Source organism: Paenibacillus sp. FSL H3-0329, assembly GCF_037963285.1.
GTDB lineage: Bacteria > Bacillota > Bacilli > Paenibacillales > Paenibacillaceae > Paenibacillus_AQ > Paenibacillus_AQ odorifer.
Genome location: NZ_CP150150.1, coordinates 6371167 through 6383542 on the forward strand (window position 1 = coordinate 6371167; position 12376 = coordinate 6383542).

The 12376-nt window shown below is 46.2% G+C and carries 10 protein-coding genes; all 10 read right to left on the minus strand.

The features are described 5' to 3' along the window. Positions 1 to 35 precede the first annotated feature (35 nt). Entirely contained in the window at positions 36 to 1244 is a 1209-nt protein-coding gene (locus NSQ66_RS28185) for a Tm-1-like ATP-binding domain-containing protein (protein ID WP_036678525.1), read from the minus strand. A gap of 152 nt (positions 1245 to 1396) precedes the next feature. After that, positions 1397 to 2596, minus strand: a complete 1200-nt coding sequence (locus NSQ66_RS28190; RefSeq protein ID WP_036678524.1) for a phosphoenolpyruvate hydrolase family protein — start codon at positions 2594 to 2596, stop codon at positions 1397 to 1399. 137 nt (positions 2597 to 2733) lie between these two features. Next, positions 2734 to 4149 carry an argininosuccinate lyase gene (argH, locus tag NSQ66_RS28195; RefSeq protein WP_036678523.1) on the minus strand — a complete coding sequence of 472 codons (1416 nt, stop codon included), beginning with the start codon at positions 4147 to 4149 and terminating at the stop codon, positions 2734 to 2736. 94 nt (positions 4150 to 4243) lie between these two features. Continuing rightward, on the minus strand, positions 4244 to 5479 hold the full coding sequence (locus NSQ66_RS28200; RefSeq protein ID WP_036678522.1) for an argininosuccinate synthase: 1236 nt from the start codon (positions 5477 to 5479) through the stop codon (positions 4244 to 4246). Between the two features lie 292 nt (positions 5480 to 5771). Beyond that, positions 5772 to 6740 carry an ornithine carbamoyltransferase gene (gene argF, locus NSQ66_RS28205; RefSeq protein WP_076144657.1) on the minus strand — a complete coding sequence of 323 codons (969 nt, stop codon included), beginning with the start codon at positions 6738 to 6740 and terminating at the stop codon, positions 5772 to 5774. Then, positions 6737 to 8023 (minus strand): acetylornithine transaminase, encoded by a 1287-nt coding sequence (locus NSQ66_RS28210; protein ID WP_076212547.1) that lies wholly within the window; start codon positions 8021 to 8023, stop codon positions 6737 to 6739. The genes argF and NSQ66_RS28210 overlap by 4 nt, the downstream gene beginning before the upstream one ends. A 69-nt stretch (positions 8024 to 8092) precedes the next feature. Further along, a complete protein-coding gene (gene argB, locus NSQ66_RS28215; protein WP_076212550.1) occupies positions 8093 to 8923 on the minus strand; it encodes an acetylglutamate kinase in 831 nt (276 codons plus the stop codon). Between the two features lie 41 nt (positions 8924 to 8964). Then, the gene (gene argJ / locus NSQ66_RS28220; RefSeq protein ID WP_076212553.1) at positions 8965 to 10197 is read right to left on the minus strand and encodes a bifunctional ornithine acetyltransferase/N-acetylglutamate synthase; all 1233 of its coding nucleotides are present in this window, start codon (positions 10195 to 10197) and stop codon (positions 8965 to 8967) included. Between the two features lie 20 nt (positions 10198 to 10217). Next, the gene (gene argC / locus NSQ66_RS28225) at positions 10218 to 11267 is read right to left on the minus strand and encodes an N-acetyl-gamma-glutamyl-phosphate reductase (RefSeq protein ID WP_218640634.1); all 1050 of its coding nucleotides are present in this window, start codon (positions 11265 to 11267) and stop codon (positions 10218 to 10220) included. A 183-nt stretch (positions 11268 to 11450) separates the two neighbouring features. Continuing rightward, positions 11451 to 12335 carry a YitT family protein gene (locus tag NSQ66_RS28230; protein WP_036678511.1) on the minus strand — a complete coding sequence of 295 codons (885 nt, stop codon included), beginning with the start codon at positions 12333 to 12335 and terminating at the stop codon, positions 11451 to 11453. Positions 12336 to 12376 lie beyond the last annotated feature (41 nt).

A 12376-nucleotide genomic window follows, 5' to 3' on the forward strand; every position in this document is an offset into this window, starting at 1 on the left:
CCTCCATTTAAATATTTATTTATCTTATAAAAGCCTTATTTGCTCATGAGATCTATTAGCTTCTGCGCTGCTGCTTCTGCAAACTCCACATCATTAATGGCACAATCCATTTCGATAACCTCGACAACATTTCTGTTTACACCATTTCTTAAGGTATCAAATAACATTTGATCTTCCTCTACGCCATAAAAAGCTTCCCCTGCAACATCAATGCCAGATATCCCTTTAAGCGGCAGCATTAACACCGTTTTCTCTTTGGCCATATTTAATTTCTCGACAAGCTTTTTGCCGATGGCTTCATTTTCTTCTACTGTTGTTCTCATCAGAGTAACTGTTGGATTGTGTTTATAAAACTTATGTCCAGCAAATTTGGCTGGTACCGTATCATAAGGGCCAAAGTTGCACATATCAAGCGCGCCTACCGAGACAACCTGTGGAATATGATGTTTACCAGCAGCTTCTAACCGGTGAGGTCCTGCATTCAGCACGCCGCCAATAATTTCGTCCGCCCACTCTGTTGTTGTCAGATCCAATACGCCTTCAATAAAACCAGCCTCGATTAATGCTTCCATGGACTGGCCACCTACACCTGTTGCATGGAATACAAGCACTTCATAGCCTCTAGTCTCAAGATAGTTACGGGCTGCCGTCACACAGGGAGTTGTTACCCCAAACATTGTTGTAGCTACTAATGGTTTTTTCTCTATCACTTGTTTATTCTCAAATTTAAGCATACCGGCGATGGCGAAAGCTGCATTAGTAAAAATCTTTGTTGAAATAGAGTTCAGCCCGGCAACATCCACTACAGATGGCATCATGACAATATCACTAGTGCCTACATATGGAGCAGTATTCCCTGAAGCTACGGTCGAAACCATCACTTTAGGTACACCAATAGGTAATGCCCGCATACCCGGTGTTACAAGTGAAGTGCCTCCAGTGCCCCCAAAGGAGATAATTCCATCAAATTTGCCTTGCTTATATAATTCAGGTACTAATTTTTCCATACCTTTGGCTAATAATTCTGTTGCTAGTGCTCTATCTTTTTTGGCAACGAGCTCATCTATACTTACACCCGCGGCTGCTGCTACTTCTCTATTAGAGATATCCGGTGTAAACGTGGGCTCAAACACACCTGTATGAATTGTAAACGTACCCAGCTCCAAGCTTTCCAGTAAATTTTTAATGTAGAGATATTCTTCACCCTTGGTGTCAAAAGTTCCGGCAATAGCAATCGTCTTCATTTCTTCAACCTCCTCCTCAAATATCTGCAACAAGAAATATAAGGATAATGTATAGTGTGAAACTTATGCTTTCTTATATTTCAAAAAAAAGCATGATCAACTTATGAGTTAATCATACTTCTTTGATTTATGGATGAAAACGCTTTTATGTCTTATGTTTTTGTGTTTATGTTAGATTTATATTGTTTTGGAGAGTACCCTTTATACTTCTTGAACATTTTGCTAAACTGCGCATAATCCTGGTATCCAACTAATGGCGCTAGCTCAGATAACTGGATATGGTCTCTATGTAATATTTCCGCCGCCTTATCCATCCGAAATTGCACAAGATACGTTTGGAAGCTGCAGCCTACTTTTTTGGTGAACAAACTGCTCAAGTAACTTCGGGATACATGCGCCACCTTAGCTAAATCTGCAAACAAGATATCATTCATATAATTTTGAGCTACGTATTCTTTAACAAATTCAACATAATCATAGTGCTTTGTGATGCCATCTAACATTTTGACCATAAAATCATCTTCATCCAGCGTCCCCGACACTTTAAAAGCTTTGGTTATATTCGTAATGGACTTCTCCGATGGAATTCTTTCAAAAGCAGAGCCACCGATATATCCCATCAAGTTTTGATTATTGCTGTACATATATTGCACATCAATTGGCGTTTTCACCGGACCACCGTAAACCAGCTTAATTAAATCTGGCTTTAACTCATTGCATGTATTAAATATCTTGTCCGCTTTAACCTTGGCCGCTTCCAGAGAGAATACTTTCTTAGCGCCTAATAACCCGCCTTCTGTTAGACCTAGATGTGCACAAATAATGTCCGCTCCAGCCTCAATCATCTGTGCTGCCTGGATTTCGTCAAATACAAAGGCAATGGTAAACAAATCCTTCTCATGGGCTATTCTTATGGCTTCTACTTCAAGTAGATAACCATTCCCCTCTTCTTCGAGCGCTTCTCCAAATTGACCATCTATTAAACCAACCGTGGGGTAATTATTAATGCCGGCAAAGCCTCTATTCTTTATTTCACTTATATAGGATTCCATATCTTTTGTCGGATCAGTTGCATTGAGGCCAAAAATAATAGGGATATCTCTGACCAACGGTATGATCTCTCTAGATGCAAAGTCCATCACCATATCATTGCTATTACAAAATGGTAAAATACCAGCGAGAGAGCTCCTCCCCATCTGGCGAAATTTACCCGAGTTTAACATCAGAATGAAATCAGCTCCACCCTGCTTCGCATACTTTGCCGTTATACCAGCACCGGTGGCTACTCCAATAATATGATTGCCTACTTTTAATTCCGATCTAAGCTCGTCTAGGGTTTGCTTTCTGTTCATATCTACGAACCCTCCTATCCTAACCTAAGGATAACCGTAAAGAATACTGCTAATCCAGTCATAGTTCATTTAGATAATAAAAAAAATCCCGCCTGCCACCTATAAAGGACTGAGGCGAGATTTGATATGGATACGGTTTACAATATAGCATCCCCGTGTTGTACAACCCATTCATTAGCTTCGTGCAATGCCAGCTCCGCCCGTTCAATTGCAGCCTTCACCTGAACGGTGGCTGTGCCGCCATAAACGTTACGAGCGTTAACTACAGCTTCCGGTTGAAGAACAGCATAGATATTCTCGTCGAAGAGCGGTGAGAATTGCTTGAACTCTTCCAGGGTCAAATCCAACAAGAATTTGCCTTCGTTGATGCAGTAGAGTACCGTTTTCCCGATTACCTCATGCGCTTGGCGGAAAGGAAGCCCCTTGCCTACCAAGAAGTCAGCGATATCCGTTGCATTCGAGAAATCCGTGTTCACCGCTTCACGCATACGACCTTTGTTCACCTTCATAGTGGAGATCATCGGCGCGAACAATTGTAGTGCACCAGTCAGCGTAGTAACCGTATCGAACATGCCTTCTTTGTCTTCCTGCATATCCTTGTTGTACGCCAGTGGCAATGATTTCAGCACCGTCAGTAAGCCAATCAGGTTGCCGTAAACACGGCCTGTTTTGCCCCGTACCAGTTCTGGTACGTCAGGGTTCTTCTTCTGCGGCATAATGCTGCTGCCTGTGCAGAAAGCATCATCCAGTTCTACAAAGCTGAACTCTGTGCTGCTCCACAGGACCAGTTCCTCACTGAGTCTGGATAGATGTGTCATGATAAGGGAAGCATTCGCCAAGAACTCCACGATGAAATCGCGGTCGCTGACAGCATCCAGACTGTTCTCATACACACTGTCAAAACCCAGTTGTTCTGCTACAAAATGACGGTCAATCGGGAAGGTCGTTCCAGCAAGCGCTCCTGCTCCGAGTGGCAGCACGTTGATCCGTTTGTAGCTGTCCGTCAGACGTTCTGCATCGCGGCGGAACATCGATACGTAAGCCAGCAAGTGATGAGCAAACAGGATCGGCTGTGCCCGTTGCAAATGCGTATAACCAGGGATAATGGTCTCCACATTGTCTTTTGCTTGTTCGATCAAAGCTTCCTGCAGCTCATGCAGCAAACTAACTAGCTCAACTACACGACCACGTAAGTAAAGGTGCATGTCCGTCGCCACTTGATCGTTACGGCTACGTCCTGTGTGCAGCTTACCGCCAACTGGACCGATTTCCTCGATCAGATGTTTTTCAATATTCATATGGATGTCTTCATCCGATACTGAGAAAACAACCTCTCCAGCATTAACCTTGTCCAGCACTTTGTTCAGACCTTGTTTGATTGTTTCCACGTCTTCTTGTGGAAGGATTCCGCATTTGCCCAGCATCGTGACATGTGCCAGACTGCCTTGCACATCCTCTTTGGCCAAAGCCTTATCAAAGCCAATGGAAGCCGTATATTCCTCCACCAGCTTGTTCGTTCCTTTAGTAAACCGTCCGCCCCAAAGCTTGCTCACCTGTTGTTTCCTCCTCTTGGACGCCAGAGGGCCGCTCCTATCCTGACGGGAGGAACGGCCTTCGGGGTTGCCCGTTTAAGTTTATGTTATCGTACTATTTAGAAGCTCCATTTACACCTGTAGAAACCTTAAGGCGCAATGCGTTCAAGTGGATAAAACCAGTAGCATCCCCTTGATCATAAGCTTGTGTAGGATCAGCTTCCATTGTTGCAATCTCAGGATTGTATAGGCTGACTGGGCTCTTCACTCCAGCGCCAATGATATTGCCTTTGTACAGTTTAAGACGAACAGTACCCGTTACATTTTGTTGGCTTTGCGTCACAAGAGCCTGCAGTGCAATACGCTCTGGAGCGAACCAGAAACCGTTATACACCAAAGTGCTGTAACGGGTGATCAGGCTGTCACGCAGGTTCATAACTTCACGGTCCATCGTGATGGACTCCATTTTGCGATGAGCGACGAACAGGATCGTTCCACCTGGAGTCTCATACACGCCGCGGCTCTTCATGCCGACAAAACGGTTCTCAACCATATCTACACGTCCGATGCCGTGTTTACCACCTAGATCATTCAGTTTCTCCATAACTTGAAGGGGTGATAAAGACTCCCCATTCAGGGCTACGCAGTCTCCCTTAACGAATTCGAGCTCCAAATATTCCGCTTCATCCGGAGCATCCTCAGGAGCATTGCTCAGTAGGAACATTCCTTTGTTCTCTGGTGCACTTGGATCAAACCAAGGATCTTCCAGTACGCCGCTCTCATAGCTGATATGCAGCAGGTTACGGTCCATCGAATACGGCTTCGCCGCAGAGGCTTGTACCGGAATATCATTAGCTTCCGCATAAGCGATCATTTCCGCACGACCTGGGAATTGATTGCGGAACTCTTCTAGACGCCAAGGTGCGATCACCTTGATGTTCGGAGCCAATGCAGCTACGCCAAGCTCGAAACGGACTTGGTCGTTCCCTTTGCCTGTCGCGCCGTGCGCAATAGCCGTTGCGCCTTCAGCGATGGCGATATCTACCATGCGCTTAGCGATCAATGGACGAGCAATACTAGTTCCGAGCAAGTATTGGCCTTCATAAAGTGCGCCAGATTGGAACATCGGGTAGATGAAATCGCTAGCGAACTCATCGCGCAGGTCGTCGATGTATACTTTCGATGCGCCAGTAGCGAGTGCTTTTTCCTCCAGACCGTCGAGCTCTTCTTTTTGGCCGATATCGGCTGTGAAGGCGATGATCTCCGCGTCATAAGTTTCTTTAAGCCATTTTAAAATAACAGATGTATCCAATCCGCCGGAATAGGCGAGTACAATTTTTTCTTTAGCCATGGTGTGGCAACTTCCTTTCGTGTGGGCTATATAAATTAAAATAAACGTGCCTTTGCCAGCACTCTGACGATAAATCGCAATTACACTGAATATTTGGACTTCCGGTCGCTGTTATCATCAGATTTCTTTTATTTCAAACCGCATTGTGCGGATGAAATCTGATGATAAAGGCGAACGCTACGCTCCTACAGTTCCAAAAATTCCGCTCCATTACTCCATCGTCCAAAGTCTAACTTCGCCCAACATTAATTCAATTTATATAGTGATTTATATTTTATATTTTTTAAATTCCTTAACTCATCAACGCAGCCATTAAAGCTTTTTGCGCATGCAGGCGGTTCTCAGCCTGATCAAAGATCACCGAGTTAGGGCCGTCAATCACGCCTGTGCTGACCTCTTCCTCACGGTGGGCTGGCAGGCAGTGCAGGAAGAGATAATCGCTCTTAGCGCCTTTTACAAGCTCCTCATTGACCTGATAGTCCTTGAATGCCGCTTCACGTGCCTTTTGCTCCTCCTCGAAGCCCATACTCGCCCATACATCTGTATAGATGACGTCAGCGTCTTGTACAGCTTCTTGCGGGCTGCGAGTGACCACAATCTTCGCTCCGGTTTCTTTAGCGATCTCACGAGCTTCTGCGACAACCGCTGCATCTGGCTCATAACCTTCCGGTCCGGCGATAGATACGTCCACGCCCAGCTTAGCTCCGCCAATCATTAAGGAATGCGCCATATTGTTGCCATCGCCGATGTAAGCCAGCTTCAGGCCTTTGAGCTTTCCTTTGTGCTCATAAATCGTTTGATAATCCGCCAGCACTTGGCAAGGATGTGCCAGGTCGCTAAGACCGTTGATTACGGGAATAGAAGCATAACGAGCGAGATCTTCAACCTTGTCATGGCCGAAGGTACGGATCATAATCCCGTCGAGATAACGCGACATTACTTGCGCTGTATCTCCAACGGTTTCTCCGCGTCCAAGCTGGATATCATTTTTGCTCAAGAATAGGGCATGCCCTCCCAGCTGATACATTCCAACTTCAAACGACACACGCGTACGTGTAGAGGATTTTTCAAAAATAAGACCAATCGTTTTCCCCTTCAGCGGCTGAAATTCTTCGCCATTTTTCTGCTTCTTCTTCAGCTCAATCGCCGATTCAATCAGATACGTAATTTCCTCCGGGCTGTAATCGTTCAGCTCCAGTAAATCACGGCCTTTCAGTTGCTGCGCAATGGTGTGTTTGTTACTCTGTACGCCCTGACTCATGAGCTTACCTCCCCGTTTGCTTGTTTAGCATAAGTATGAATGAGTTCGCATAGGATGTCCACCGCTTGGTCGATCTCCTCTTTGCTTACATATAGATTAGGCAGCAGACGAAGAACATTAGGACCGGCTGTCACGAACAACAGGCCTTTCTTTTGTCCAGCCAGTACAATATCGCCCACTGGGGATTGACATTCAATCCCGATCAACAGCCCTTTACCACGGATATCCTTCACAAAAGAACAATCCGCCAGCTTCTCTTTCAAAAGACCTGTCAGGTACTTACCCATATCTTCGGCGCGCTGTGGAAGCTCATCTTCCAGCATCGTCTCAATCGTTGCTGCCATAACAGCTGTTGCTAGCGGTGTTCCCCCGAAGGTGGACGCATGGCTGCCCGCTGAGAAGGCTTCACGCAAATATCCTTTGCCAAGCATTAAACCTGCCGGGAACCCACTAGCAATCCCCTTTGCCAAGGTGAAAATATCCGGTTCAATTCCATAATGCTGATGAGCGAACAGCTTTCCTGTACGTCCCATACCTGTCTGTACTTCATCTACAATCAGAAGCAATCCGTGTTTCTTACACAAGGCCACTACAGCGTTCAAGAACTCAGGTTCTACCTCAAGCACGCCACCCTCTGCAAGTACCATCTCCAGCATGATAGCAGCTGTATGATCTCCGATAGCAGCTTCTAACGCTGGGAGATCATGCAAGGGTACGGTCTTGAAACCTGCTGGAAGCGGCAGGAAGCCTTCTTTTACCTTTTGCTGGCCTGTAGCTGTTAGTGTTGCCAGTGTACGTCCATGGAAGGATTGTTCGAATGTGATAACCTCATAACGGTCGACACCTTTAATCTTCTGATGGTAACGGCGGGCCAGCTTAATAGCAGCCTCATTCGCTTCTGCCCCGCTATTGCAGAAAAATACTTGATCAGCGCAGCTATTCTCTGTCAGAAGGTTGGCAACTTTATCTTGTCCCGGAATATGGAACAGATTCGAGACATGCCAGAGCGTATCAATCTGATCCTTCAGCTTAGCGCCGACTTTTTCAGGAGCATGACCTAGACTGGTCACAGCCAATCCACTGGTGAAATCCAGATACTTATTGCCTTTATCATCCCATACCCAGGTACCCTTGCCTTTAACTAAGCTGATATCATATCTGGCGTAAGAAGGGAACACTGCACTCAGCTTGCCTGCTGTAACATCCGGTGTACCTGATCCTACTGTATCGGTCTGCTGTGCCCCTGCTTGCGAATCCAACTCCGCTTGTGTAAGCTTGCTCATTCTAAGTCACTCTCCTATCGGCTGCTCCTGTGAACAGGCTGCGCCTCTAATTTGTATTCATCTATGATTCTACGAACGAATAATACGTGTACCTATCGCTTCACCTTGCAGTACTCGACTAAGCACCCGCGGTTCTTTTCCATCCACAATGATAACCTCTGATACGCTGCCCTGAATGCAATCGATAGCTGCCCGCACTTTAGGGATCATGCCACCGTAGATTTCCCCACTTTCGATCAAGGCTTCGATTTCCTGTACAGTAACGGAGGGAAGCACAATCTTTTCACCTTCCACTGTACTCATGATGCCTGGCACATCTGTGACGACGATCATTTTGGGAGACTGCACATAGGAAGCAACTGCCCCTGCTGCCGTATCTGCGTTAATATTGTAGCGCTGACCTGCTGCATCTACTCCGATAGGTGCAATGACAGGAATATAACCCATCCCAACAATACCAGTTATGATCTCAGCCTTAACTTCCGTTACTTCTCCTACCAAACCTACTTCGGCGCTGTTCGCCACTGGTTTAGCAATAATCATATTGCCATCGATGCCCGAAAGCCCCAGAGCTAGACCGCCACTCCCTTGAATTCGCCGGACAATCGCCTTGTTTATACTCCCTGCCAGCGTCATCTCTACAACATCTAGTACTTCCTCGGTGGTTACTCGCAGGCCATTCACAAAGCTGCTTTCAATGCCCAGTTTCGCTAGATTCTCGGAAATGGCTGGCCCTCCACCATGAACAATTACTGGCTGAATGCCCTCCTCCTGCAAATCTCGCAAATCCTCAAAAAAAGAATCAGGTAGAGCCGCAAGCGTACTTCCGCCGCATTTCATTACAAACAATCCACTACCATCTAAAGCATCTATAAGTTCAAGCTCGCTATTTAGCGTCATATAATCGATATCCTTCCCTTATGGGCTTAACACGCCATAAATTAAGTGCGATATGCGGCGTTAATACGCACATAATCGTAAGTTAGGTCACAGCCCCAAGCCGTTGCTTTTCCGCTTCCATCATGCAGATCTACAGTGATCAGCACAGTTTCACTTTTTTGCAAATAGGCCAAAGCCTTTTCCTCGTCAAAAGCAACTGGCTTCGAGTGCAAAAGCACCTCAATATCCCCTAACGAAATGTTCACATGCTCCGGCGATACCGGAACACCCGCGCGTCCAACCGCAGCAATAATCCGTCCCCAGTTCGCATCCGCTCCAAAAATAGCAGATTTCACTAGACTAGAACCAACCACTGTCTTAGCAATCGCTGCCGCCGCCTCATCATGAACAGCCCCATTCACTTGAACCTCAATCAGGTGAGTTGCACCTTCGCCATCTCGAGCAATCGCTTTGGCAAGCGTCTGGCACACATAAGTGAATCCAGCAGCAAAAGCGTCCCAATCCGGATGCAGCCTTGTCAGCTTCTCATTACCGGCAAGCCCACTCGCCATCGACACTAACATATCATTGGTGCTAGTATCTCCATCGACTGTAATCATATTAAAAGTAACATTCGTAGCTGAACGCAAAAGACTAAGTAAATCCTCCGCTGCAATATCAGCATCTGTGGTCATAAAGCCAAGCATCGTAGCCATGTTAGGATGAATCATCCCTGAGCCCTTTGCAGCTCCGGCAATTGTAACTTCTACACCGCCAACGAGCACCTTCACGGCAATCTCTTTTTTAACTAAATCGGTGGTAAGAATAGCTTGGCAGAATTCCTCCGCGCCAACAGCTCCTCCGTCCAGCTTCTCTGGTATTGCAGTAATCCCGTTACGTACGCAGTCCATTTTCAACAGTTCACCGATAACTCCAGTCGAAGCAACAGCCACATCATTAACGGCCACACCTAAATGCTGAGCCGCAGCAGCGCGCATCTCATAAGCATCTGCTTCGCCTTGTTCGCCTGTGCAGGCATTGGCATTCCCGCTGTTCACGATAACCGCCTGCAATACTCCGTTCGAAAGGCTTTCGCGAGTCACTTTCAGCGGAGCCGCCTGAAAAACATTCGTCGTATACACAGCCGCAGCCGTTGCCGGAACTTCACACAGAATCACTCCGAGATCGTTGCGATCTGTTTTTTTTAATCCACAATGCAACCCTCCGGACTTAAAACCCTTAGGTGAAGTGATACTTCCACCCTCCAAGGTGGTAAATAACTCAATCTCGCTCATATTATTTGTACCGCTGATCCTTATGGATACACAGGTGTGTAGCCGAGGCCAAGGGTTTCCTCCCATCCCATCATCAAATTAAGGTTCTGTATTGCCTGCCCTGCCGCACCTTTTACAACATTATCAATGACGGAGACTATGGTCACCCGCCCTGTACGAGTATCTGTTGCAAATCCGATATCACAATAATTAGAGCCGCTAACTTCTTTTGTCGCCGGAATCACACCTACATCACGCACCCGCACATATGGCCGGCCCGCATAATATTCACGGTATAAATTCACAAAATCCTGCTCCGTATAATTGTCCATCATCCCTGCATACATCGTACTCATAATTCCCCGGCTCATCGGCACGAGATGTGTGGTGAACGTTACCGTTACCTTTTCTCCAGCAACCTCTGTGAGCGTCTGCTCAATTTCTGGTATATGTTGATGCTTATTGATTTTATAAGCTTTAAAGTTCTCATTAATCTCTGCATAATGCACCATCAGGCTTGTTCCGCGTCCTGCTCCAGTAACTCCTGATTTAGCATCAATAATAATACTGTCGTGTTTAATCCAACCTGCCTGAATTGCAGGAATTAGTCCAAGAAGTGTAGCTGTAGGATAACAGCCTGGATTAGATATAAAATCTACCCCAGCCGCACGCTCTCCAAACACCTCGCAAAGTCCGTATACAGCCTGCTCTAGATATTCATCAGCCGGAGCGGGATGTTTATACCAGTGCTCATACTCTGCACCATCCTTCAATCGGAAATCACCGGACAGATCCACGACCTTAAGTCCAGCTTCCAGCAGCTGCGGTACCAGCTTTGCGCTCACACCCGACGGCGTCGCCGTAAATACCACATCCGCCCGCTCAGCCATCTGAGCCGGGTCAACGCCATCCAGCCTTCGATCAATGATGCCCGTCAAATGCGGAAAACCTTCCTCTATAGCATCCCCTGCACTTGATGAGGAAATTACCGAAGTAATCTCTACCTTAGGATGACTTTGTAGCAGCCGAATCAGCTCTACGCCCCCATAACCCGTTGATCCAACAATCGCCGCTCTCAGCTTGCCTTCCACTGTCATCCCCACTTCCTGCTTATCATGAATTATAATAAATAATATAATGCATACCGTCTTAGAAATATGTATTATTATACGACTCAATTAATATAAATACAACACATAGTGTTAACTTTCTTTATTCCTAAATATAATTGTATTTACAAAAAAAGAGAAGCATAGCTTCTCCTTGAGGAGAAATTACACTTCTCTTTTAAACCCTTCACCCAGCACCTCATGCGCCTCAGTTATAATCACAAAAGCACTAGTATCTACCGATTGAACAATCGCTTTTAATCTGGAAACCTCATTCTGGCCTACTACAACCATCAACACCGTACGCTCATCACCAGTATAACCGCCATGTGCATCTAGCTTCGTCAGACCCCGATCCAGATCATTCAAAATCGCCTCAGATATTTCTTCCGTCTTGTCCGAGATTATGTAAGCCACCTTTGTATAACGGAAGCCTACCTCTATCGCATTAATGGCCTTACCTGTAACAAACAGACCGATCAGTGCATATAGTGCTTGTTCCATACCGAGTATAAAAGCAGCCAGCACAATGACCGTCCCGTCCAACAGCACTACGGAAATCGAGAAGCTGAGACCGGATATCTTTTGAATAATCTGCGCCAAAATAGTAAGTCCACCTGTCGAGCCCCGTCCGCGGAACACAAGACCTAACCCCACCCCCACACAGATACCGCCATAAATGGAAGCTAAGAGTGGATTGGTGGTAGGTGCAGGCAAATCTTTTGTCAACAAGATAAAGAGCGGCAACACAAAGCTCCCAAGCAGCGAGCGAACTCCGTATTGTTTACCCAAGAAGATTACCCCGAGTACAAACAACGGAATATTAAGCGCCCACTGCGTAAATGCCGGTTCAGCCCCAAACCAAGCTTCAGCCAATACAGACAGACCAGATACACCACCAGAAGCAATATGATTAGGCAGAAAAAAAAGATTAAACCCCAGCGCTGTAACTAGCGATCCGAGCAAAATTAACATCGTATCCACCACATGTCGGAGTGGCCCATTCAGAGGAATCAGTGGGGGTTTATTACGTGAATTGACTTTTTGCATTTCAAAGGCTCTCCTTAAAGTGTCATCTTGCTCTACGAAAG